The following is a 22442-nucleotide window of genomic DNA, read 5'->3' on the forward strand; positions in this document are numbered from 1 at the left end:
TATGGAAGAAAATAAATTTAATTTTTCTGAAGAAGAAACACAGCAAAAAGCCCAAGCAGTTGAGCAATCTAAAGAAGCTGTAAAAAAAGATGCCAAGGGCTTACTACATAGTATAAAAACATTTTTTAGAGAACTATTAGATTTTAGAGACGATACAGATAGAGATGCAACTGTTGAAGCGATAAAAAGTGATATCCCATTTAAAGGAGCAACCGCTTGGATTTTGGTTTGTTCAATTTTTGTTGCATCAATAGGGCTAAATGCCAATTCTACAGCAGTAGTTATTGGAGCCATGTTAATATCACCATTAATGGGGCCAATTTTAGGTGTTGGTTTATCTGTTGCAATAAATGATATTGACACATTAAAAAAATCGTTGGTAAACTTGGCAGTAATGATTGTTTTAAGTTTACTTACAGCATTTCTATTTTTTAGATTTTTCCCTTTAAGTGAGGATACGTCAGAACTTTTAGGCCGTGTAAAACCAGATATTCGTGATGTTTTAATAGCCTTTTTTGGTGGTTCTGCATTAATAATTGCACGTACAAAAAAAGGCACTATAGCTTCTGTGATTTTTGGTGTTGCAATTGCAACAGCATTAATGCCGCCGTTGTGTACAGCCGGTTACGGTTTGGCAAAAGGAAGACCGGATTATTTTATTCAGGCTATGTATTTATTTACTATAAATACCATATTTATTGCTTTAGCAACATTTCTAGTTCTTAAAGTGCTTCGCTTTCCTATGCTTAAGTATGCAAATTCTAAAAAACGAAAGCGCATTTCCCAAATAGCAACATTTCTAGCTATTTTAGTCATGATTCCTGCAGGTTATACCTTTATTACTGTTTTAAGGGAAAGTAACTTTAATAGAGATGCAGCTTCGTTTGTAAATAATGAATTAAAATCATTACCACATGCGGCTTATATTCAAAAAAATGCTGATTATAAATATTCTGATGAAGAGAATGTTAAATCAAAAATTGTTATAAATACATTTGGACTTGATGAATTGCCAGAGTCTACTGTGGCGCTTTTAGAAAGCAGAATGAAAACATATAAATCTTTAAATAATACAGAATTATTGCTTAATCAAAATAGAAATAAGTATGTAGATAATTTAAAGTATATGGAAGAAATTAGATATAGAGATTCTTTAGATTTACTTTCTCAAAATCAAAAAATTGCTTTTTTAGAGAACAAAATGAAACGCTTAAACATGTTAGAGCGAAATACAATTCCTTTTGAAGAAATAACAAAAGAGGTAAAGATAAATTATGAAGGTTTAGAGCAGTTGTCTTATTCTAACGTTATTACTTCAAATTTCAAAAAGATTGATACGCTTTATATGTTTACAACAAAGTGGAGCGACTCTATAAATGACGAAACATTTATAAATAAAGAGCAAGGTAAGCTAGAAAAATGGTTGAAGTTTAAATTAGACTTGGATACATTGTTAGTTACAAGGCGTAAGTAATAATTATCCTTTTTCTTCTAAATACATCTGGCGTACTTTTTTGAATAATTCAGAAGAATAAACAAAGTTGGTAACGGCTTCATTATCGGTTTTAAAAATTGTTTCGCTAGAACCTTCCCAAGCTTTTAACCCGTCTTTTAAAAACACAATTTTTTCACCAATCTCCATAACAGAGTTCATGTCGTGAGTGTTTATAATTGTAGTAATATCATACTCTTCAGTAATTTCTTGAATTAAGTTGTCAATTACAATAGATGTTCTAGGATCAAGACCAGAATTAGGTTCATCACAAAATAAGTATTTTGGCTTGTTTACTATAGCTCTAGCAATGGCAACACGTTTTTGCATACCTCCAGAAGCCTCGCTAGGCATTTTGTTATGAGCGTTTTCTAGGTTAACTCGTTTTAAAACAAAATTGGCTCTATCTGCCATTTCACTTTTACTTTGTTTGGTAAACATGCGTAAAGGAAACATAACATTTTCTAGAATTGTCATTGAGTCAAACAAAGCACTTCCTTGAAAAACCATTCCCATTTCAGCGCGAAGATCTCTTTTTTGATCATCAGTTAAATCAGAGTAAATTTTACCATTATAGGCAATTGTACCTTTTTCAGGAGCGAATAATCCTAATAAGCATTTTAAAAAAACTGTTTTACCAGAGCCACTTTGACCTATAATCAAATTTGTTTTTCCTTTTTCAAAAGAAGTTGTAATACCCTTTAAAATGTGAGAATCCCCAAACGATTTGTGTATGTCTTTAACCTCAATCATTAACTTAAAAGCATTTGTGTTAATATGTAATTTAAAAGGATGATAACCACACTTGTCCAAACAAAAGAGGTTGTACTTGCTTTACCAACTTCTAAAGCACCACCTTTCATAAAGTAACCGTGAAAAGATGGTATTGTTGCTAAAACAAATGCAAAAACTATAGTTTTAATAAAGGCGTAAGTTACATGAAAGGGAATAAAGTCGGTTTGTATTCCTATTATGTAATCTTCTACCGTACTAAATCCACCATAAACACACGCAGCAAGTCCACCTATAATGCCTAAAAACATTGCAATAGAAATCACAAAAGGATAGAGCATAAGAGCTACAAACTTAGGAAATACAAGATAGTTTATGGCATTAATTCCCATAACCTCAAGAGCATCTATTTGTTCAGTAACGCGCATTGTTCCAATACTAGAAGTAATAAAAGATCCAACTTTACCTGCCATAATAATAGAAATAAAGGTAGGAGCAAATTCAAGAATTACAGACTGTCTTGTGGCAAAGCCTACAAGATATTTAGGAATTAAAGGATTACTAATGTTTAAAGCTGTTTGTATGGTAACAACGCCTCCAACAAAAAAGGAAATAAACGCTACAATACCTAATGAGCCTATGATTAAGTCATCAATGTCTTTAAATATTAAAGTTTTCATCACAGACCATTTAGTAGGCTTGCGAAACATATCTTTAATCATTATAAAATAAGCACCAATATTATGTAGGTATGTCATAAAAATTATTGTTGTTGCTAAAGTATGAAAATCTACGGCTTTTTTAACCTTAATTTTAAATTATGATGTTATAAAAACTGTATTTTTGACCTAAAATTTATATTAATTAAGATGAAAAAACTACTATTCTCTACAATAATACTTTTCTGTTTTTTATTATCACCAATAAGCAGTATTTCTCAAACTACAGATAAGTCAAATCCAAAATTAGTGATTGGTATTGTTGTAGACCAAATGCGTTATGATTATTTAACAAGGTTTTATAACAAATATGGAGAAGGCGGATTTAAGCGCCTAATGAATGAAGGCTTTAACTGTAAGAATAATCATTTCAATTATGTACCAACATATACAGGACCAGGACATGCCTCTGTATACACAGGTACTACACCAAAATATCATGGGATTATATCAAACAATTGGTATGATAAAGTGTCTAAAGCATCTGTGTATTGTGCACAAGATGATGCTGTAGAATCTATAGGAACAACATCTCGCGCAGGGAAAATGTCTCCTAACAGAATGCAAACAACAACCTTTGCTGATGAAAACAGATTATTTACTCAAAAGAAAGGTAAAACAATAGGAATTGCTATAAAAGATAGAGGGGCAATTTTACCAGCAGGGCATACTGCAAATGCAGCTTATTGGTTTCATGGTAAAGATGAAGGTCAATGGATTACAAGTACTTACTACATGGAAGATTTGCCAAAATGGGTTAAAGACTTTAATAAATCTAAAACCGTGAAATCGTATTTAAAGACTTGGAATACACTATATGATATCAAAACATATGTAGAGAGTGGAGATGATTTAAATGACTTTGAAGGAGGTTTTAAAGGAAAAGAGACAGCAACATTTCCTTACGATTTAAAGGCTTTAAAAGATGAGAATGGTGGATATGACATCTTAAAAACCACGCCATTTGGAAACAGCCTAACGGCTGATTTTGCTTTAGCTGCAATTGAAGGTGAAGATCTAGGTCAGGATGAAATAACAGATGTTTTAACTGTAAGTTTCTCTTGTACTGATTATGTAGGACACAATTTTGGAGTAAATTCTAAAGAAGTTGAAGATACTTATTTACGATTAGATAAAGATTTAGAGCGTTTATTAAAAGTATTAGACAAAAAAGTAGGAAGCGGAGAATATACTGTGTTTTTAACTGCTGATCATGGTGCGGTAGATGTACCTGCTTATTTAAAAAGTTTGAATGTGCCTGCAGGTTACATTGATAATTCGGATATGAAAACAAAGTTTACTGAATTCATGACCAAAACTTACGGAACTTCTGATTTGGTTGAGAATGTAAGTAATAACCAAGTGTTTTTAAATAGAAAAAAAATTAAAGCATTAGGTTTAGATTTAAGTTCGGTACAACAAACAATAGTTAATGAGTTAATAACCTATAATGATATCGATAAGGCTTACACGGCTCAAGCTATGATTTCTACGTCATTTCCTGATGGTATTGAGCACATGATTCAAAATGGGTTTAATCAAAAGCGTTCTGGAGATGTTATAGTTGTTTATAATCCAGCTTATATATCATATAGCCATACAGGTTCTACTCACGGATCAGGATTTAATTATGATACTCATGTGCCATTATTATTCTATGGAAAAGGAGTTAAGCAAGGTAGTACTGTAACAAGAACAGTAATTCCAGATATTGCGCCAACTATGTCTGCTTTATTAAATATAAGTTTTCCTAGCGGAGCAACAGGAAGTCCTTTAGAATTCGTGATAAAGAAATAATAGATGAAAAAGTAAGCAGCTATTTTCTATATAGAAAATAGTTGTTTACTAACTCAATGTAAGTTAGTTTAGCTTCGTCTTGAGTAATGTTTTTAACTTGAAATAAAGCATTTGTTTTAAATGCATTTATTATGGGTTTTTTACTGCTTGGTCTTCCGTAGTTGTTTGTAGCTTTTTTATAATAAGCATACAAGCGTAATAAAAAATCAGCAGGAAAAGGTTTTGTGTGCTCGTTAATTCTGTTTACGGCATCTTCAAACGCTATGTCTAATTCTTCAGAAGTCATTATTTTTCTGCTATAATACTTTCGCCACCACGTACTTTTTGGTTTAATTCTACTTTTATATTGGCGTCAAGAGGTAAAAATAAATCAACTCTAGATCCAAATTTTATAAATCCAGAATCTGTACCTTGAATGGCTCTTTGGTTTACTTCAGCGTAATTTACAATACGTTTAGCAAGTGCTCCAGCAATTTGTCTATAAAGAACTTTTCCGTAGTTTTTATTCTCAACTACAACAGTTGTTCGTTCATTTTCCTCACTAGCTTTTGGGTGCCATGCTACAAGGTATTTTCCTGGATGGTACTTGCTAAAAACAACTTGACCATTTATAGGGTATCTTGTTACATGCACATTTATAGGTGACATAAATACGCTTACTTGAATACGCTTATCATTAAAATATTCTTTTTCAAATACTTCTTCAATAACAACTACTTTACCATCAACAGGAGATACAACAGTATTGTCACTATTTACGGTATGGCGTTTCGGGTTTCTAAAAAACTGGAGTATTAATATTAAAAATATCAATAAGCCAACCATAACAAGAGTGCTTACCCATGATACCGAAATATAAGCGTCTGCAATTAAAAATAAACCAACAACAACTATAAGTGTTAGTAATATGATTTTATGACCTTCTTTATGAAACATAATGTATAATTCGTAAAAACAAATAAATAAATGGTGCGGCAAAAATAATACTATCTAATCTATCTAATAATCCTCCATGACCAGGCATAATGAAGCCGCTATCTTTAACATTGGCCTGACGTTTAAATTTGGATTCAATCAAATCTCCTAAAGTTCCAAATACGCTAATTATAATACTTAAAATTAACCAGTTTGTGAAATTTAGAGTATCTGTAAAGTTAGCAATAAAATAACTAGCAACACAAGCAAAAAATAAACCGCCTAAAAAACCTTCTACAGTTTTCTTTGGAGATATTTTTTCGAACAGTTTTTGCTTGCCAAAGTTTTTTCCAACTAAAAATGCAAAGGTGTCATTGGTCCAAACTAAAATAAAAGAGCCTAATAAAATTTCAGGGTTGTAACCATTAGGGTAGTTTGCTATAAGAGTTAAGAATACAAAACTACTAGATATATAAAATGTAGTAAGTGTAAATCTATTAGAAATAAATAGCGGTATGTTTTTTTTTGTAAACAGATCTTTTATGAGTAAAAGTTGTACAAAAATAGTAATAACTTGTAGTATTTGAGTAGCTTCGCTTAATCCGGTGGCAGAGTTTAAAACTAGTTGCCAATAGCCAAAAACAAAGTAAAGTATTGAAAATAATACAAAAGGTAAGAAAGATTTATATTCTATGAGTCTTTTAAACTCGGCTAATGATATTAAGCCAAAAATAAAAAACAGAATTATTAAAGCATGCTCATTTAAAAAAGCAGCTAATAGTAATAAAATATATACTAAACCAGCAAAAGATCTGGTAAGAATTTCTTTCATTCTAAAGGTCTTCTAATAATAGCAAATATAAGTTTTTTGAACTACTACCGTAACTAAGGAAGTCTTTTTCTTCTTGTTTTTCTTCTTGAAGTTTGAAATGTTTTATTGTGGTAATGTTTGTAGGTATTTTTTGCATGTTTTTAGATTTAATACCACGCAAACCATCACCTATATTTGCAGTAATTTGACTTGTTGTTGCAAAAACAATAAAGCTATCAGGAAACTCGCGTAATTTTTTTTCAGCAATTTGATTTGATGAGATTAGTAAAGAACCATCATCTGCAATTAAGTTTTCGCAGGTAGTTAAAAAAAATGAAGAATCTTGAAATGATTTAGTTGGGTTTAAGCCAGAATTAGAAAATTTGTTTTGTAAATTTTCGTCAATAATTAAAGCTTTTTCATTCTCCCAATGGTTTTCCTCTAAAATATTATTTAAGCTTTCAAAAATTTCATTTAGGTTTTCGCAATACAGAAATTTACCACCATTTTGTTTAAACTTTATTGTAAAACGTTCATCAATAGGTAGTTTTATTTCAGGCATGTATTTGCCTCGCTCTTCCGATTTTAATTCGGTTTCTTTTTTATCAGATTTGGAACCAAAAATTTTTCTAAAAAGACTCATTTACATTACTGCTATTAACCTAGTGTTTAAAGGGTTTTTCCAAATATAAAAAATCTTAAATTAACCGTTAGGCCAATTTAAGATTTTTAGTAAATGTTAACAAAAAATTAAGGAATTTTTATTTGTCTAATAATTCGCGTTCTTCTTTGTTAAAACTACGTTCTCCAAATATTTTTTCTAAATTATCTTTGAAAATTACTTCTTTTTCAAGTAATACTTCAGCAAGTTCAATAAGCTTATCTTTATTGTCTTCTAATAATTTTATAGCTCTTGCATATTGTTTTTCAATGATATCAGAAATTTCTTTGTCTATAAGTTCAGCTGTTTGTTCGCTATAAGGTTTTGTAAATCCATACTCACTTTCTCCAGAAGAATCATAGTAAGTTAAGTTTCCTATTTTATCACTAAGGCCATAAACCGTAACCATAGCTCTTGCTTGCTTGGTAACTTTTTCTAAATCACTTAAGGCTCCAGTTGATATTTTATTGAACATAACTTTTTCAGCTGCACGACCACCAAGGGCTGCACACATTTCATCAAGCATTTGTTCTGGCCTAACAATAAGGCGTTCTTCTGGTAAGTACCAAGCAGCTCCTAATGAGCGACCTCTAGGTACAATAGTTACTTTTACTAGTGGGGCTGCATGTTCTAGCATCCAGCTTACCGTAGCGTGTCCTGCCTCATGATAAGCAATGGCTTTTTTCTCGTCAGGAGTAACAATTTTATTCTTTTTCTCTAAACCTCCAATAATTCTGTCTACAGCATCAAGGAAGTCTTGTTTGTCAACTTCTTTTTTACCATTTCTCGCAGCAATTAAGGCAGCTTCATTACAAACATTTGCTATATCAGCTCCAGAGAAACCAGGTGTTTGTTTTGATAAGAAATCAAGATCTAAATCTTGAGATTTTTTAAGAGGTCTTAAATGAACTTCAAAAATTTCTTTACGCTCACGAACATCAGGTAGATCTACAAATATTTGTCTGTCAAAACGTCCAGCTCTCATTAAGGCTTTATCTAAAACATCAGCTCTGTTTGTTGCAGCTAATACTATAACGTTTGTGTTTGTACCAAAACCATCCATTTCGGTTAGTAATTGGTTTAGTGTATTTTCACGCTCGTCATTAGATCCAGAAAAGTTGCTTTTTCCTCTTGCTCGACCTATGGCGTCAATTTCATCAATAAATATTATTGAAGGTGATTTTTCTTTAGCTTGTTTGAATAAGTCACGAACTCTTGAGGCTCCAACTCCTACAAACATTTCAACAAAATCAGAACCAGAAAGAGAAAAGAAAGGAACTTTTGCTTCTCCGGCAACGGCTTTTGCTAATAAGGTTTTTCCTGTTCCAGGAGAACCAACAAGTAGTGCGCCTTTAGGGATTTTTCCTCCTAATGATGTGTATTTGTCTGGGTTTTTAAGGAAGTCTACAATTTCTTGTACTTCTTCTTTTGCGCCTTCAAGACCAGCTACATCTTTAAACGTTGTTTTTACTTCAGTATTCTCGTCAAATAGCTTGGCTCTAGATTTACCAATGTTAAAAATTTGGCCGCCAGCTCCACCGCCGCCGCCAGATGACATACGACGCATGATGAATATCCAAACCCCAATTAATAGAATAAAAGGTAATAAACCAATAAGGAAATCGCCCCAAAGATTTTGTTCAGTTTTATATTCTATTTTTGGTTTTGGGCTTAAGTTTTCTGAACTAACAACATCTGAAATTTCATCTTCAAAGTTTTGAAGGTCACCAAATTCAAATTTATAATTTGGTAAACGTGTTGCAGATGGCAATATTGATGTTGGCTTTGATTTTTTATGAATCTCTTTCTCTTGAGCTTCTTTGGTAAGATATACTTTTGCTTCGCGTCTATTTACTATTTCAACTTTTTCAACATCTCCACTTTTTAGGTATTCCATAAATTGAGATGGAGTTGTTGGTTTTGCATCTTGAAAGCTACTACCATTAAACAATTGCATGGCTAAAAATATAGCTATGACTCCTCCATAAATCCAATATGGACTAAATTTAGGTTTTTTGTTTTTCGGATTTTTTTTATTGTTTGCCATTAATTTGTTTAATAATTTGTTTCAATTACAGTCATTTTTGCGTCTCCCCAAAGGCTTTCTATGTCATAATACTCTCTAATGTGTTTTTGAAAAACATGAACAACAACATTCACATAATCCATTAAAACCCATTCAGCATTATCTGTTCCTTCTACATGCCAAGGCTTATCTTTTAATTCTTTACTAACTTTTTTTTGAATTGAATTGACTATGGCATTCACTTGTGTGTTTGAAGTTCCTTCACATACAACAAAGTAGTCACAAACCGTGTTTTCAATTTCTCGTAAATCTAAAATATTAATTTCTTTACCTTTTACATCTTCAATCCCGCTTAATATCGCTGCTATTAATTGGTCTGCATTTGTATGTTTTTTAGCCATTAATTTTATTTAATTTGTGCAAAGTTATTATTTTTTTAGTTCTTTAGGGTGTAAAAAAATCATAAGATTTTTCTCTACTAATATAACCAATTTATTGTGCGTATAATCAAACTTGATGCCACCAATTCTACAAACACCTTTTTAAGGCAGTTAAGTCATACAAATAAGTTAGATGATTACACAGTTGTGGTTACAAACTCTCAAACTCAAGGTCGTGGACAAATGGGAACCGTTTGGGAAAATATACCTGGTAAGAACCTTATGTTTAGCGTGTTTAAAGAGGTTTCGTTTGTGGCTATAGATGATCATTTTTATATAAGTATTGTGGTGTCTCTTGCTATAAATAAGGCGTTAAATACTTTTGGTATACCAAAGACATTTATAAAATGGCCTAACGACATTTTGTCAGACAATAAGAAGATTTGTGGCGTTTTGATAGAAAATGTCATTAAGCAAGGTGCTTTAAAAGAAACAATAATTGGCATTGGGCTTAATGTAAACCAAACAAGTTTTGATAATTTGCCTAGAGCATCGTCTCTAAAACAAATTACAGGATTGCATTATGATAAGGAGCTTGTAATGCTAGAGATAATTAAAAATTTAAAGGATTATTTTGAGCTATTAAAGCAAAAGAATTATAACGTGTTGAAGACAGCTTATGAAGCTAATTTGTTTAGAAAAAATAAGCCTTCAACATTTAAAAATGCTGAAGGCTCTATGTTTTTAGGTTTTATAAAAGGTGTTTCAAATTCTGGTAAACTACAAGTGCTACTTGAGGATAACGTTGTAAAAGAGTTTGACTTAAAAGAACTTGAGCTTTTATATTAAATAGCGTTAGGTATATTTACTGTAAGCGTATCTATAAATTTACTTATAGGGCCTTTTATCATCATGGCCATCATAGGGTTAAAATCACCACTAAAGGTTAATTTTACATCGCTACTATTCTCATCAATATCTGTTATATCACCTACTAGTGAAAAGTCTATTTTTCCGCCTGCAGCTCCTAATACAATTTTGTTTGGAGGTACAACTTCTTTTTTCTTTAAAATAATTTCAGGCATTCCTTTTAGAGCAAATAAGAACTTATCATCATCTAATACTTCAAACTTACTAATGTTTTCAGGCATTAGTTTTTCAAAGTTTTTTACCTCTGATAAAAAATCAAATACTTCTTGCGATGATTTATTGATAGTTGTTTTTTTAGATTCTAAATTCATAAAATTGTGTTTTATTAGATTTTAGGTATATCAATTAGCGTTCCATTCACTAGGATTGGCATTCCATGATGCTAAAATGTCTTGTTCTTTAGTAGATATGTAGTTTGTATGGTATGCCTGTTCTAATAACGACTCATAATTACTTAATGTATGAAGCTGAATGTTTTCTTTTTCAAAGTTCTCTTTAGAAACATCAAAACCATACGAAAAAATAGCAATCATACCTTTTACATTTAGGTTTGCTTCTTTTAGTGCTCGTACAGCATTAAGACTACTTTTTCCTGTGCTTATTAAGTCTTCAACAACAACAACGTTTTGACCGCTTGTAGCATGACCTTCTATTTGGTTTTTTCTACCATGGCTTTTAGCTTCAGGTCTTACGTAAATAAAAGGAACACCCAAATATTCAGCAACCAACATACCTATGCCAATAGCACCAGTAGCAACGCCTGCAATAACATCAGGTTTGCCATATTGCTTTTCAATTTGCTTGGCCATTGTTTCTCGTATGTAGTTACGAATTGTAGGGTAAGATAGTACAATTCTGTTGTCACAATAAATAGGTGACTTCCATCCTGAAGCCCATGTAAAAGGTTCTTTAGGACTTAATTTAATCGCGTTAATTTGCAATAAAACTTCAGCTGTTTTTCTTGCGGTGTTTTTGTTGAAAATCATAACAGCAAAATTACACTTTTTTAGTTAATTTTTATTTTAAAAACATATTTAAAATTTAATTTTGAAACCTATGGTTGTTTTGTTAAAATTGATACTTTTACATAAACACATATTTATTTGATTTAACAAAATGTATAAAATTTTTGTAAACGACAAACCAATAATTCTTACAACGAAAGTAGAAAAGGAAACAGATTTTAAAAACTACCTATTAAATACTGTTAAGATAAGTAAGGTTATTAAAGAATTAAATAAAACATCTGTAAAAGAGGTGCGACTTATTCATGATAAAGAGGAAAAGTTACTAAAGAAGTTTTTGAAGAAGTTGCCTAACGTTGTAGCGGGTGGTGGAAAAGTGTATAATAATCAAGGTGAGATTTTATTTATTTACAGAAATGATAAATGGGATTTACCTAAAGGTAAAGCCGAAAAAAAAGAACGTATAGAAGAAACAGCTATTCGTGAAGTAGAAGAAGAAACCGGTATTAAAGGACTTGAAATAACCAAACCATTACAAACTACCTATCATATATTTAAACGTAATGGGCGCCATAAAATAAAAATTACTTATTGGTTTGAAATGACTTCTTCTTATGATGGGCAATTAGAGCCTCAAGAAAATGAAGGTATAACTAAAGTTGCTTGGTTAAACGAAGAAGAAAGCAAAAAGGCTTTAGAAAATAGTTATGCTAATATTCGTACATTAATTTCATAGTTTATTGTAGTCTATATATTGGGTATTGCATATGAGCTTTCTCATAGTAATCACTATGTTTATGTAACCAGTCTAGTTGTAAGTACCAATTTTCAGAAAAAGAGGCGTCTGTTTGCTTCTTGTTTTCAAATTGAGATTTTAATTCAGAATCATTTTCTAACAAGGCATGAGCTATGTCCTCCCAAACATATGGTGAAAAACCTTCTTTTTGTTGTAAGATAGTATCAAAAAAGTTCCAATTAAAAAATGAATCAGGAGCATGTGGTTCTAGTGTTTCTAAAAGGTAACGAATCCCTTTTTGTTGTGTTGTAATAAGATAGTCGCCTTTTGAAAATGAAATTGATTTGCTAGAAGAGGTCACTTGTGTGTTGTAGTGTTGGTAATGTCCTTCGTAAGGTGTTTTTCGCGTGTTGAAATTTGCAATTTTATAGCCTTCTACCAATAAAGTTGTGTCTTTTTTAAATTGTACTGTTTTTATATTATTTATTTCAAGTAAATTAATGATCTTTCTCCATCCTTGTGGGATAATGTAAGCTTTAGGTATTGTTACTTCGGTAGTTGGTTTAAAGTAATTTTTATAAGCGACATCTTTTATAAATGGTTTGTTTCTGTTGTATTTTAAGCGCTTCAAGCCAGTAACATCACTATTAATAAATGTCCCTTCATATCCCTTAAACTGAAGTGTAGATGTTTTTGTGGTGTCAACGTCCCAATCTAACGGGTAGGAGTTTCCTGCTGTGAAATAATCAAAATTCTTATTTCTCATTTTAGTAATAGTTTCTCCTTCAGATTCTACGATTTCTAGCATACTTTTCATAAGCTCGTAAGTACCTTCAACACGTTGTTTGTAAGGTTTTAGCATGTGAGTTTCTACCATTAAACCTAATGTGTTCCAAAGGGTTGTATAGCCCGTAGAGTATCTAGGATAATCCATAAATTGGCTAAAACCCTTTTCTGGAACTTGGTTAAATACATTTACATAAGGTGTTATGTCCCAGTTTTTTTCTTTTAGTTTGCTCTCTAATTCAGGCATTATTTGGGTGTGAATGTAGTTGCCTAAAGTACCTCCTAATTTATTGTGCTGTGTAAAAAGGTGTGTAAGTGTATATTGATAATCGGCACCATTACTCACATGATTATCAATAAAAACATCAGGTTGTACAAGGTGAAATATAGAAGCAAAGCTTTTGGCGTTTTCTGTGTCACATTTTATAAAATCTCTATTAAGATCGTAGTTTCTTGAGTTTCCTCTAAAGCCATATTCTTTAGGGCCATTTTGATTTGTTCTGGTAGTAGAATTTCTGTTTAAACTACCACCAATGTTATAGATAGGTATGGTTACCAATACCGTGTTTTTAGGAGCTTTTATGTTGCCTTGAACAATATCTCTGAATAACATCATTGTGGCATCTATGCCATCACTTTCTCCGGGATGTATACCATTGTTTACGAGTAAAATACGTTTATTTTTTCTGATGTTTTCAAAATTAAATTCTTTGTCAGGGTTTAGAGTAACAATATGTAGTGGTTTCCCAGAATCTGTCATGCCAATGGTTTGCATTGAGATTTCAGGATATGTGTTTTTTAAATTTGTGAAATATGAAATGGTCTCTTGATAAGTCGCTGTTTCTTGTCCGTTGGTTTTTTCACAAACGGTTTTAAAATCAATAGTTGAAACTGTCTCTTGTTGTTTACAACCAACAAGTAAAATGCATAGTATGAAAATACGCTTCATCAAAAAAAGTTTTAGAGCTTAAAATTAATCATTTATTGGCATATAAACTTGTACATCTGCATAAACGACGTATTTTTGCAGCTTCAAAAAATAATACAATGACTCAAATATTTAGAAATTTCACATCAAATCCTAAAAATGATATTTTAAGTGGTATTACTGTGTCTCTAGCTATGATACCAGAGGTTGTTGCTTTTGCTTTTGTGGCTCAAATAGACCCATTGATGGCGCTTTCAGGTGCATTTATAGTTGGACTTATTGCAGCAATTTTTGGAGGAAGACCAGGTTTAATTTCTGGAGCAGCTGGTGCTGTTGCTGTTATTTTTGTTAGTATGATATCAGATGGGCATACCAAAGGAATGCTTTTTGATCAGCCTATTGAAAATATGGGATTCTTCTATTTGATGGCTTGTGTTATTTTAATGGGAGTTATTCAGGTTTTTGCAGGTGTTTTTAAATTAGGAAGATTTGTTAGGCTAATTCCGTATCCAGTAATGCTAGGGTTTGTTAATGGATTAGCTATTGTTATATTTTGGGCACAAGTAAAAATGTTTTCACACAAAACACTACAAATTTCAAGTGAAGGCGTTAAAGAGTACGTAAGCACATTTATGTCAGGAACCGAACTTTATACAATGATAGGTTTGGTGCTTTTAACTATGGGAATTATTTGGGCTTTACCAAGAATTACAAAAAAAATTCCGGCAGCTTTAACAGCTATTTTAATAACAACATTGGTTGTTGTTGGCTTTAATTTAGACGTTTCTACAGTTGGTTCATACATTATAGAAGGTGGCGGAACAGGCTTAAAAGGTGAGTTGCCAACGCCTAATATGGAGTTATGGCAATACTTACCGCTAAATTTAGATACCTTAAAATTTATTTTACCATATGCATTTTTAGCGGCGTCTGTAGGATTGATAGAGTCTTTAATGACTATGAATTTGGTAGATGAGTTAACAGAAAGTAGAGGAGACGGAAACAGAGAATGTATTGCACAAGGAGCTGGTAATATTATGTCAGGACTTTTTGGAGGAACTGGTGGTTGTGGTATGATTGGACAAACCGTAATAAATATAAATGCTGGTGGACGTGGACGTCTTTCTGGTGTTATGATGGCTGTCACACTTCTAACATTTATATTGTTTACAGATAAGTTGATAGAACAAGTGCCAATAGCAGCTTTAGTAGGTGTTATGTTTATGATGGTAATAGAAACATTTGCTTGGTCTAGTTTTAGAATTATAAAAAAAATACCTCTTTCAGATGCGGTTGTTTTAATAACGGTTTCAGCGGTTACTGTTATTTTTGATTTAGCTATTGCTGTTTTTGTAGGTGTTATAATATCTGCTTTAGCATTTGCATGGGAAAATGCAAAACGTATTAGAGCAAGAAAGCGTATGCGTGCTGATGGTACTAAAGTTTATGAAATTTGGGGACCATTATTTTTTGGAAGTATAACAGCTTTTAATGAGAAATTTGATGTAAAGAATGATCCAGAAAAGATTGAAATAGATTTTGTAGAATCTAGAGTAAGTGACCATTCAGCTTTAGAGGCCATATTTAATCTGGTTAATAAATATGAAGCCGAAGGAAAATCAATAAAACTAAAACACTTAAGTAAAGACTGTAAAATGCTTTTATATAAAGCAAGTCCTAAATTTAAGGAAGTTATCGTTGAAGATATTGATGATCCTAGGTATCACCTTGCGGCAAACCCAGAGGACTTTCCTAATCCATTATCAGAATATAAGTTGTAAGAAAAAAACAGAGCTGTAATTAAGCTTTATTTTACAACAACACTTTCAGGAACTAACACACTGTAATCGCCGTTGTTTCTAATAACGTCACGAACAATGCTAGAGCTTATATACGATGTTTTTGCAGCTGTAAGTAAAAATACTGTTTCAATTTTAGAAAGCTTTCTATTGGTGTGAGCAATGGCTTTTTCAAATTCAAAGTCGGCAGGGTTTCTTAAACCTCTTAAAATAAACTTTGCTTTTATTTCTTTACAAAAATCAACAGTAAGCCCTTGATATGTTACCACTTTTACTTTTGGTTGGTCTTTAAAAGCGTCTTCTATAAATTGTTTTCGTTCTTCTAGAGAAAACATATAGTTTTTTTCGGCATTGATACCAATAGCAACAACCACTTCATCAAAAAGTTTTACACCTCGTTTTATAATGTCGTAATGGCCTAAAGTAATAGGATCAAAAGATCCTGGAAAAATAGCTCGTTTCATAATGTAAAATTACAACAATTATTTCAAAGCCTCTTCAATGGCGTTTTCAAACAACTCTGATAATGAAATTCCAGCAGCAGCTGCTTGTTGAGGTAAAATACTTGCTTGTGTAAGACCAGGAACGGTGTTTATTTCTAATAAGTGTGGTTCTCCATTTTTAAAAATATATTCACTTCTAGAAAACCCTTTCATTTTTAAAACTTCGTAAACCTTTTTTGCAATTTCTCGTACTTTGTTAGCATCTGTGTCACTTATTCTTGCAGGAGTAATTTCTTGAGATTCACCTAGGTATTTGGCTTCATAATCAAAAAAATCATTATCACTTACAATTTCGGTAATAGGTAGTACTTTGGTTTCGCCTTGGTAAGAGATAACACCAACCGATACTTCGGTGCCATCTAGAAATGATTCTATGATAATTTCATCATCTTCTTTAAAGGCAAAATCAATAGCTTGTTGTAGCTTTTCTTTTTCATAAACTTTAGAAATTCCGAAGCTGCTTCCTGCTTTATTGGCTTTTACAAAACACGGTAATCCAACTTTTTTTATAATAGCATCTTCATCAATAGCATCACCTAAATTTAAATAATAAGATTCCGCAGTTTTTATTCCGTAAGGTTTTAATACACTTAGGCAGTCTCTTTTATTAAAAGTTAAAGCTGCTTGATACATGCCGCAGCTGGTATGAGGTATATTAAGCAACTCTAGGTATGCTTGCATAAAACCATCTTCTCCAGGCGTACCATGTATGGCATTAAAAACACAATCAAAAGTGATTTTTTTATCATGAATAATTATAGAGAAATCGTTTTTATCTACAGGAAATTCTATGTTATCGTCATTAACATATATCCATTTGTTTTCAAAAATGTGAATGCGGTAAGCGTTATATTTTTGCTTATCAAGGGTTTCATAAACCACGTTTCCGCTTTTAAGGGATATTTCATATTCGCTAGAATATCCGCCCATTATTATGGCAATGTTTTTTTTCATAGATGTTAATCTTGTAAAACAAGACGATAAATTAATTTATTCTTTAATGTAATCTAAAAACGTACAATAAAACGTAAGTAATTATTGTTAAGCTAAAATATCACTAATAAATCAAAAGTAAAAACAGTTCTGTTTTTATATCTTTGTTTTCAAATAAAAATACATGAGTCTTATAAAATTTCTGAAAAGTAGAATCTTTTTAAAGCAGATTATTATTGCGGTTGTCGTTATTGTTGTATTGAGTTTTATCTTGTTGAAATGGTTAAATATTTCTACAAATCATGGAAAATTTGAAACCGTTCCAGATTTAACAGGTAAATCTATAGAGGTAGCCGAAATTGAGCTAAAAGAAAATAAACTGGTCATGGAAATTCAAGATTCTTCTAATTATAATCCTGATTATCCTAAATTTTCCGTGATAGAGCAAGATCCTGCTGCTGGAGCCAAGGTAAAAGAAAGCAGAAAAATATATTTAACACTAAACCCTTCAGGATACAGAAAAGTAAGAGTACCTAACTTAAAAGGGAAAACATTTAGACAAGCAAAACCAACTTTAGAAGCTCTAGGTTTTAAAATAGGAACACTTACTTATGTAGATTATTTAGGTAAAGATGAGGTTGTAAAACTTACACATAAAGGTTCTGAAATTCAAAAAGATGAAGCGTTGTCAAAAACAGCAACAATAGATTTGGTATTAGGAAACGGAAATAGACCTGAATAATTATGACACAAGCACCTCTAGAGATAGACGATAATAATGACGATGAGCTTTACGAGCACTATGCATTTACAGCAGAGAAAGGTCAGCAACCATTAAGAATAGATAAATACTTAATGAATTTTATAGAAAACGCTACGCGTAATAAAATTCAAACGGCAGCAAAAAACGGTAGTATTTATGTAAACGATATACCCGTAAAACAAAACTACAAAGTCAAGCCTTTTGATAAAATACGTGTGCTTTTTGAGCATCCGCCGTATGAGTATTTATTAACGCCAGAGAATATACCTTTAGATATTGTTTATGAAGACGACGTGCTTCTAGTAGTAAACAAACCCGCTGGAATGGTTGTGCATCCTGGTCATGGTAATTATTCTGGAACGTTAATAAACGCCTTAACATATCACTTTGATAACTTACCGAACAACTCAAGCAATCGTCCTGGGTTGGTGCATAGAATAGATAAAGACACTAGTGGTTTATTGGTGATAGCCAAAACTGAAGAGGCTATGACACATTTATCTAAACAGTTTTTTGATAAAACGAGTGAGCGCGAGTATGTTGCCATTGTTTGGGGCAATGTAGAAGCAGATTCAGGAACTGTTGAAGGAAACATAGGTCGTCATCCTAAAAACAGATTACAAAACACCGTTTTTGAAGGCGATGAAGCAGATAAAGGAAAACCGGCTGTAACACATTACAAGGTTATAGAGCGTTTAGGGTATGTTACTCTCGTGTCTTGTAAATTAGAAACAGGACGTACGCATCAAATACGTGTGCATATGAAACATATAGGGCATACATTGTTTAATGACGAACGCTATGGTGGTGAGAAAATTTTAAAAGGAACCACGTTTAGTAAGTACAAACAGTTTGTAGATAATTGCTTTAAAGTTTTGCCAAGGCAAGCGCTTCATGCTAAAACGTTAGGTTTTGAACACCCAATTACAGGCGAATTTATGAGATTTAATTCTGAAATTCCAGAAGATATGCAACAGTGTATTGATAAATGGCGTAACTATTCAAAACATCAGGATTTAGAATAAATTTATTCAATAGTTTTATAGAAAAGAATATTACCTAAAATTGATTTTATTATTAGGTAATTGTAATTTTGAGATTAATTCAAATAATAGTTTTCCGATTGCTCGGAAATGAAAAATAAATTTTCAATGAAACTCGTTTTATCACCTGCAAAATCACTTGATTACGAAAGTAAATTACCAACAGCACAATATACTGAAGCATCTTTTTTAAAAGAGGCAGAACGTGTAAATAAACTTCTTAAAAAGAAATCAGCCAAAAGCTTATCAAAGTTAATGCACATTTCTGATAGTTTAGGGCAACTTAATTATGAGCGTAATCAAGATTGGCAATTACCATTTACTCCAGAGAATTCTAGACAAGCTGTCTATGCGTTTAGCGGTGATGTATATAGAGGGTTAGATGCTTATAGCATTTCGCTTGAAAAAATAGAAGCGTTACAGCATACCGTTAGAATTTTATCAGGTTTGTATGGTGTGTTAAAGCCGCTAGATTTAATTCAGCCTTACCGATTAGAAATGGGCACTAAATTTCCAGTAGGAAAAAACAAAAACTTGTATGAATTCTGGAAAAAGAAAGTGACTCAAGCCTTGAATGACGAGTTAAAAGATGATGAGCTTTTTCTAAACCTAGCAAGTAATGAATACTTTAAGGCCGTAGACGAAAAAGCCCTAAAAGTTCCTGTAACTCATGTTAAATTCCAGGAGTTAAAAAACGGTACTTACAAAACCATAGCTATTTTTTCTAAACTTGCTAGAGGCTATATGGCACGCTACGTGCTAGAGACCAATGCCCAAACAATAGATGATGTAAAAGGTTTTAATTATGAAGGTTACGGGTTTAGTGAAGCATTGTCAAAAGACAATGAATTAGTATTTATTAGATAAGGCTATTTAGTTTTTATCTTTTTATCGATATTAATTTTTTCTTCTGGTCTTGGCTTTTTCTTTATTTTTTTTCGCCTAGCACCAGATGTACCTCGATGTATTTTACCTCGTTTTGTTTTTTTGTCGCCTTTTCCCATGGTTTTTATTTAGTTTTAAGTGAAATAATAATATAATGAAAAAATACCACTTATAGAAAATCTTATCAATGTTCTTTCATAAACATCCATATAAGCCTTTTATTCAAACAGATACTAAAAAACTTATTGTTGGTACTTTGCCACCACCGCGTTTTTCAACAGGCGATTTATTGGAAAAGGATGTTGATTTTTGCTACGGAAGCTACTATAATAGTTTATGGTTGTTTATTGATAGCATTCATAATTTAGGTTTGCGATATGATAATTCTGAAGAAGCGGTAGCGCAACGCAAACAATTTCTTATTGAAAACAAGATAGGTGTTTGTGATATTGTGGCAAGTGCTAAAAGAGAGAAAATAGATGCTTCAGATTTGGGAATGACACAAATACAGTTGCGCGATATTATAGGCTATCTTAAGCAGTATCCTAATATTGACACCTTGTTATTTACTGGTGGTAATAGTAAAAATGGCCCGGAGTATTTTTTTAGAAAACACTTAAGGACGTATGGTTTAAAACTAGAGCTGGTTCATGATGAGGTGCCTAGAATTCATAAGTTTTTTTTGAATGGAAGACTTATTAAAACGGTGTCTTTAACCTCAAGTTCTGGTGCTGCGAATATCTCAATAAGTAGGCTGCCTTTGTACAAGCAACTTAAAGCTAAAAACCCAGATTTTAATACATTTGATTTTAGAGTTATGCAATACCGGGCGTTTTTTTAGGTGTGATGGCAGCTAGTGTGTAGCTGGAACAACCTATCACGGAACTGGAATGGTTAATCAGAACTTTGTACCAATCAATCAGAACTTTGTACCAATCAATCAGAACTTTGTGGTGGTTAATCAGAACTTTGCGGTGGTCAATCAGAACTTTGTGGTGGTCAATCAGAACTTTGTGGTGAGCAATCAGAACTTTGTGGTGGTCAATCAGAACTTTGTACTACCTAATCTGAACTTTGTACCACCTAATCAGAACTTTGTACTAGTCAATCAGAACTTTGTACCAGTCAATCAGAACTTTGTACTAGTCAATCAGAACTTTGTACCACCTAATCAGAACTTTGTGGTGGTCAATCAGAACTTTGTGGTGGTCAATCAGAACTTTGCGGTGGTCAATCAGAACTTTGTGGTGAGCAATCAGAACTTTGTGGTGGTCAATCAGAACTTTGCGGTGAGCAATCAGAACTTTGTGGTGAGCAATCAGAACTTTGTGGTGGTTAATCAGAACTTTGCGGTGGTCAATCAGAACTTTGCGGTGGTCAATCAGAACTTTGTGGTGAGCAATCAGAACTTTGTGGTGGTCAATCAGAACTTTGCGGTGAGCAATCAGAACTTTGTGGTGAGCAATCAGAACTTTGTGGTGGTTAATCAGAACTTTGCGGTGGTCAATCAGAACTTTGCGGTGGTCAATCAGAACTTTGTGGTGAGCAATCAGAACTTTGTGGTGGTCAATCAGAACTTTGCGGTGAGCAATCAGAACTTTGTGGTGAGCAATCAGAACTTTGTGGTGGTTAATCAGAACTTTGCGGTGGTCAATCAGAACTTTGCGGTGGTCAATCAGAACTTTGTGGTGAGCAATCAGAACTTTGTGGTGGTCAATCAGAACTTTGCGGTGAGCAATCAGAACTTTGTGGTGAGCAATCAGAACTTTGTGGTGGTTAATCAGAACTTTGCGGTGGTCAATCAGAACTTTGCGGTGGTCAATCAGAACTTTGTGGTGAGCAATCAGAACTTTGTGGTGGTCAATCAGAACTTTGTGGTGGTTTGCTTCGTTTGTGTTGTTGCGAAATGGTATGCGAGACATGGGCACGAAGTGCGAACTATACGTTAGTAAATTTTTGTAAGTAGGCGAAAACTAGCAATGGATTATATACGTTGTTGCTACACGTTTTTTATTCCTTAATTTTAAAAAAGCTAGGATATTTTAAAGAATAAATAATTGTAGCTTTTTTGTTCTTTAAGTTTTCGATAGCAGGAAACTTATTTCCACTCTTCGTTTCAGACTTAAAATATTTCTTTTGCTTTTCAAAGTCCTCTTTTTTCATACCTTGAGTAATAATTCCGCTTTTTGTCTTGTAATTTAGTATTGCAAATTGTTCAGATTTTCGACTATACTTTACTAAAAATGACTGTTCTTCAAATCCAACAAAAGTAGCTTGAGTTTCAGCTATTTCTTTTGATAGATAGTGGTTTTTCAATTTTTTATTTAGGAACTCTCCAGTCCAAATTAAGCCAATGAACATTGGAATTACTAGAACATAAACAAAAAAGGGTCTTTTTAAAATCCATTTTATGGGGTTTTTATTAAATTCAATTCCTTTTCTATTTTCTGATTTTGTAATTAACTTATAGACTAAAATAGTAAATCCAATTAAGTATAAGAGCATAGAAATAGTTTCAATAGTCGCCCATTTTCTTGCTAAATGTCCGAAAGAAGCTTTAATACAAAGTCCAATTGATAAGAAAAATATTCCAAATAGTAGTCTGTTCATATAATGTGTGGCAACGGTTTGTATGGTT

25 protein-coding genes are annotated in these 22442 nt (G+C 32.4%); 10 read left to right on the plus strand and 15 right to left on the minus strand.

Translation table 11 applies throughout. The features are described 5' to 3' along the window. Position 1: 1 nt before the first annotated feature. Positions 2-1474, plus strand: coding sequence for a DUF389 domain-containing protein (locus ACN5J3_RS07515; RefSeq protein ID WP_418511329.1), 1473 nt, complete (start codon positions 2-4; stop codon positions 1472-1474). 3 nt (positions 1475-1477) lie between these two features. On the opposite strand, the gene ACN5J3_RS07520 is transcribed toward ACN5J3_RS07515, so the two are convergent. Then, positions 1478-2245 (minus strand): ABC transporter ATP-binding protein, encoded by a 768-nt coding sequence (locus ACN5J3_RS07520; RefSeq protein WP_344729405.1) that lies wholly within the window; start codon positions 2243-2245, stop codon positions 1478-1480. After that, positions 2245-2982, minus strand: a complete 738-nt coding sequence (locus ACN5J3_RS07525) for an ABC transporter permease (protein ID WP_344729407.1) — start codon at positions 2980-2982, stop codon at positions 2245-2247. Before ACN5J3_RS07525 ends, ACN5J3_RS07520 begins: the two co-directional genes overlap by 1 nt. Before the next feature lie 111 nt (positions 2983-3093). Here ACN5J3_RS07525 and pafA point away from each other — a divergent pair, with 111 nt between their 5' ends. Next, on the plus strand, positions 3094-4740 hold the full coding sequence (gene pafA, locus ACN5J3_RS07530) for an alkaline phosphatase PafA (protein WP_418511330.1): 1647 nt from the start codon (positions 3094-3096) through the stop codon (positions 4738-4740). 19 nt (positions 4741-4759) lie between these two features. Here the strand turns inward: pafA and ACN5J3_RS07535 are convergent, their stop codons facing one another. The 6 genes from ACN5J3_RS07535 to rsfS all read right to left on the minus strand — a co-directional run bounded on the left by ACN5J3_RS07535 (position 4760) and on the right by rsfS (position 9554). Further along, on the minus strand, positions 4760-5026 hold the full coding sequence (locus ACN5J3_RS07535) for an acyl-CoA-binding protein (RefSeq protein ID WP_344729411.1): 267 nt from the start codon (positions 5024-5026) through the stop codon (positions 4760-4762). Further along, on the minus strand, positions 5026-5676 hold the full coding sequence (locus tag ACN5J3_RS07540; RefSeq protein ID WP_344729413.1) for a phosphatidylserine decarboxylase family protein: 651 nt from the start codon (positions 5674-5676) through the stop codon (positions 5026-5028). Before ACN5J3_RS07540 ends, ACN5J3_RS07535 begins: the two co-directional genes overlap by 1 nt. Further along, positions 5666-6487 (minus strand): phosphatidate cytidylyltransferase, encoded by an 822-nt coding sequence (locus tag ACN5J3_RS07545; RefSeq protein WP_418511331.1) that lies wholly within the window; start codon positions 6485-6487, stop codon positions 5666-5668. The genes ACN5J3_RS07540 and ACN5J3_RS07545 overlap by 11 nt, the downstream gene beginning before the upstream one ends. A 1-nt stretch (position 6488) precedes the next feature. Continuing rightward, positions 6489-7109, minus strand: coding sequence for an LUD domain-containing protein (locus tag ACN5J3_RS07550; RefSeq protein WP_418511332.1), 621 nt, complete (start codon positions 7107-7109; stop codon positions 6489-6491). Positions 7110-7227: 118 nt separating this feature from the next. Continuing rightward, entirely contained in the window at positions 7228-9174 is a 1947-nt protein-coding gene (gene ftsH, locus ACN5J3_RS07555) for an ATP-dependent zinc metalloprotease FtsH (protein WP_344729419.1), read from the minus strand. A gap of 8 nt (positions 9175-9182) precedes the next feature. Beyond that, positions 9183-9554 (minus strand): ribosome silencing factor, encoded by a 372-nt coding sequence (gene rsfS / locus ACN5J3_RS07560; protein ID WP_344729421.1) that lies wholly within the window; start codon positions 9552-9554, stop codon positions 9183-9185. A gap of 96 nt (positions 9555-9650) precedes the next feature. Between rsfS and ACN5J3_RS07565 the strand changes: the two genes are divergently transcribed. After that, a complete protein-coding gene (locus tag ACN5J3_RS07565) occupies positions 9651-10382 on the plus strand; it encodes a biotin--[acetyl-CoA-carboxylase] ligase (RefSeq protein WP_418511333.1) in 732 nt (243 codons plus the stop codon). Here the strand turns inward: ACN5J3_RS07565 and ACN5J3_RS07570 are convergent. Both ACN5J3_RS07570 and pyrE read right to left on the minus strand, forming a co-directional pair. Continuing rightward, a complete protein-coding gene (locus tag ACN5J3_RS07570) occupies positions 10379-10774 on the minus strand; it encodes an SRPBCC family protein (protein ID WP_418511334.1) in 396 nt (131 codons plus the stop codon). The two genes, ACN5J3_RS07565 and ACN5J3_RS07570, sit on opposite strands and share 4 nt — an antisense overlap. Before the next feature lie 30 nt (positions 10775-10804). Next, positions 10805-11449 (minus strand): orotate phosphoribosyltransferase, encoded by a 645-nt coding sequence (gene pyrE, locus ACN5J3_RS07575; RefSeq protein WP_344729427.1) that lies wholly within the window; start codon positions 11447-11449, stop codon positions 10805-10807. Positions 11450-11579: 130 nt separating this feature from the next. Here pyrE and ACN5J3_RS07580 point away from each other — a divergent pair, with 130 nt between their 5' ends. After that, positions 11580-12164: an NUDIX hydrolase gene (locus tag ACN5J3_RS07580; RefSeq protein ID WP_344729429.1), complete on the plus strand. Its 585-nt coding sequence runs from the start codon at positions 11580-11582 to the stop codon at positions 12162-12164. Between the two features lies 1 nt (position 12165). On the opposite strand, the gene ACN5J3_RS07585 is transcribed toward ACN5J3_RS07580, so the two are convergent. Further along, on the minus strand, positions 12166-13899 hold the full coding sequence (locus ACN5J3_RS07585; protein WP_418511336.1) for a M14 family metallopeptidase: 1734 nt from the start codon (positions 13897-13899) through the stop codon (positions 12166-12168). A gap of 98 nt (positions 13900-13997) precedes the next feature. Here ACN5J3_RS07585 and ACN5J3_RS07590 point away from each other — a divergent pair, with 98 nt between their 5' ends. After that, entirely contained in the window at positions 13998-15659 is a 1662-nt protein-coding gene (locus ACN5J3_RS07590; RefSeq protein WP_418511337.1) for a SulP family inorganic anion transporter, read from the plus strand. A gap of 26 nt (positions 15660-15685) precedes the next feature. Here ACN5J3_RS07590 and coaD read toward each other — a convergent pair whose 3' ends face one another. Both coaD and ACN5J3_RS07600 read right to left on the minus strand, forming a co-directional pair. After that, the gene (gene coaD, locus ACN5J3_RS07595) at positions 15686-16141 is read right to left on the minus strand and encodes a pantetheine-phosphate adenylyltransferase (protein ID WP_417291620.1); all 456 of its coding nucleotides are present in this window, start codon (positions 16139-16141) and stop codon (positions 15686-15688) included. Positions 16142-16159: 18 nt separating this feature from the next. Further along, on the minus strand, positions 16160-17134 hold the full coding sequence (locus ACN5J3_RS07600) for a D-alanine--D-alanine ligase (protein WP_418511339.1): 975 nt from the start codon (positions 17132-17134) through the stop codon (positions 16160-16162). 163 nt (positions 17135-17297) lie between these two features. Between ACN5J3_RS07600 and ACN5J3_RS07605 the strand changes: the two genes are divergently transcribed. The 3 genes from ACN5J3_RS07605 (at position 17298) to yaaA (ending at position 19786) form a co-directional block, all read left to right on the plus strand. Continuing rightward, complete coding sequence (locus ACN5J3_RS07605) at positions 17298-17855, plus strand: PASTA domain-containing protein (RefSeq protein ID WP_418511340.1); 558 nt, start codon at positions 17298-17300, stop codon at positions 17853-17855. A 2-nt stretch (positions 17856-17857) separates the two neighbouring features. After that, on the plus strand, positions 17858-18901 hold the full coding sequence (locus ACN5J3_RS07610) for an RluA family pseudouridine synthase (protein ID WP_344729441.1): 1044 nt from the start codon (positions 17858-17860) through the stop codon (positions 18899-18901). Positions 18902-19027: 126 nt separating this feature from the next. Then, a complete protein-coding gene (yaaA, locus tag ACN5J3_RS07615) occupies positions 19028-19786 on the plus strand; it encodes a peroxide stress protein YaaA (RefSeq protein WP_417291617.1) in 759 nt (252 codons plus the stop codon). A 2-nt stretch (positions 19787-19788) separates the two neighbouring features. Here yaaA and ACN5J3_RS07620 read toward each other — a convergent pair whose 3' ends face one another. After that, the gene (locus ACN5J3_RS07620) at positions 19789-19923 is read right to left on the minus strand and encodes a 30S ribosomal protein THX (RefSeq protein WP_418511341.1); all 135 of its coding nucleotides are present in this window, start codon (positions 19921-19923) and stop codon (positions 19789-19791) included. Positions 19924-19991: 68 nt separating this feature from the next. Between ACN5J3_RS07620 and ACN5J3_RS07625 the strand changes: the two genes are divergently transcribed. Next, on the plus strand, positions 19992-20645 hold the full coding sequence (locus ACN5J3_RS07625) for a uracil-DNA glycosylase family protein (protein WP_418511342.1): 654 nt from the start codon (positions 19992-19994) through the stop codon (positions 20643-20645). A gap of 49 nt (positions 20646-20694) precedes the next feature. After that, on the plus strand, positions 20695-21753 hold the full coding sequence (locus ACN5J3_RS07630) for a hypothetical protein (protein WP_418511343.1): 1059 nt from the start codon (positions 20695-20697) through the stop codon (positions 21751-21753). A 61-nt stretch (positions 21754-21814) separates the two neighbouring features. Here the strand turns inward: ACN5J3_RS07630 and ACN5J3_RS07635 are convergent, their stop codons facing one another. After that, positions 21815-22414, minus strand: a complete 600-nt coding sequence (locus tag ACN5J3_RS07635; RefSeq protein ID WP_418511344.1) for a hypothetical protein — start codon at positions 22412-22414, stop codon at positions 21815-21817. Between the last annotated feature and the right edge of the window lie 28 nt (positions 22415-22442).

The organism is Corallibacter sp., from assembly GCF_048381695.1.
Taxonomy (GTDB): Bacteria; Bacteroidota; Bacteroidia; order Flavobacteriales; family Flavobacteriaceae; genus Corallibacter; species Corallibacter vietnamensis.

Bases quoted from the DNA above. Each gene is read 5' to 3' on its own strand.
- ACN5J3_RS07515 (WP_418511329.1), top strand. From the start codon at position 2: ATGGAAGAAAATAAATTTAATTTTTCTGAAGAAGAAACACAGCAAAAA.
- ACN5J3_RS07605 (WP_418511340.1), top strand. From the start codon at position 17,298: ATGAGTCTTATAAAATTTCTGAAAAGTAGAATCTTTTTAAAGCAGATT.
- ACN5J3_RS07545 (WP_418511331.1), bottom strand. From the start codon at position 6,487: ATGAAAGAAATTCTTACCAGATCTTTTGCTGGTTTAGTATATATTTTA.
- yaaA (WP_417291617.1), top strand. From the start codon at position 19,028: ATGAAACTCGTTTTATCACCTGCAAAATCACTTGATTACGAAAGTAAA.
- ACN5J3_RS07630 (WP_418511343.1), top strand. From the start codon at position 20,695: ATGGTTAATCAGAACTTTGTACCAATCAATCAGAACTTTGTACCAATC.
- ACN5J3_RS07570 (WP_418511334.1), bottom strand. From the start codon at position 10,774: ATGAATTTAGAATCTAAAAAAACAACTATCAATAAATCATCGCAAGAA.
- ftsH (WP_344729419.1), bottom strand. From the start codon at position 9,174: ATGGCAAACAATAAAAAAAATCCGAAAAACAAAAAACCTAAATTTAGT.
- pafA (WP_418511330.1), top strand. From the start codon at position 3,094: ATGAAAAAACTACTATTCTCTACAATAATACTTTTCTGTTTTTTATTA.
- ACN5J3_RS07580 (WP_344729429.1), top strand. From the start codon at position 11,580: ATGTATAAAATTTTTGTAAACGACAAACCAATAATTCTTACAACGAAA.
- rsfS (WP_344729421.1), bottom strand. From the start codon at position 9,554: ATGGCTAAAAAACATACAAATGCAGACCAATTAATAGCAGCGATATTA.
- ACN5J3_RS07585 (WP_418511336.1), bottom strand. From the start codon at position 13,899: ATGAAGCGTATTTTCATACTATGCATTTTACTTGTTGGTTGTAAACAA.
- ACN5J3_RS07550 (WP_418511332.1), bottom strand. From the start codon at position 7,109: ATGAGTCTTTTTAGAAAAATTTTTGGTTCCAAATCTGATAAAAAAGAA.
- ACN5J3_RS07620 (WP_418511341.1), bottom strand. From the start codon at position 19,923: ATGGGAAAAGGCGACAAAAAAACAAAACGAGGTAAAATACATCGAGGT.
- ACN5J3_RS07590 (WP_418511337.1), top strand. From the start codon at position 13,998: ATGACTCAAATATTTAGAAATTTCACATCAAATCCTAAAAATGATATT.
- coaD (WP_417291620.1), bottom strand. From the start codon at position 16,141: ATGAAACGAGCTATTTTTCCAGGATCTTTTGATCCTATTACTTTAGGC.
- pyrE (WP_344729427.1), bottom strand. From the start codon at position 11,449: ATGATTTTCAACAAAAACACCGCAAGAAAAACAGCTGAAGTTTTATTG.
- ACN5J3_RS07635 (WP_418511344.1), bottom strand. From the start codon at position 22,414: ATGAACAGACTACTATTTGGAATATTTTTCTTATCAATTGGACTTTGT.
- ACN5J3_RS07540 (WP_344729413.1), bottom strand. From the start codon at position 5,676: ATGTTTCATAAAGAAGGTCATAAAATCATATTACTAACACTTATAGTT.
- ACN5J3_RS07600 (WP_418511339.1), bottom strand. From the start codon at position 17,134: ATGAAAAAAAACATTGCCATAATAATGGGCGGATATTCTAGCGAATAT.
- ACN5J3_RS07525 (WP_344729407.1), bottom strand. From the start codon at position 2,982: ATGACATACCTACATAATATTGGTGCTTATTTTATAATGATTAAAGAT.
- ACN5J3_RS07610 (WP_344729441.1), top strand. From the start codon at position 17,858: ATGACACAAGCACCTCTAGAGATAGACGATAATAATGACGATGAGCTT.
- ACN5J3_RS07535 (WP_344729411.1), bottom strand. From the start codon at position 5,026: ATGACTTCTGAAGAATTAGACATAGCGTTTGAAGATGCCGTAAACAGA.
- ACN5J3_RS07520 (WP_344729405.1), bottom strand. From the start codon at position 2,245: ATGATTGAGGTTAAAGACATACACAAATCGTTTGGGGATTCTCACATT.
- ACN5J3_RS07625 (WP_418511342.1), top strand. From the start codon at position 19,992: ATGTTCTTTCATAAACATCCATATAAGCCTTTTATTCAAACAGATACT.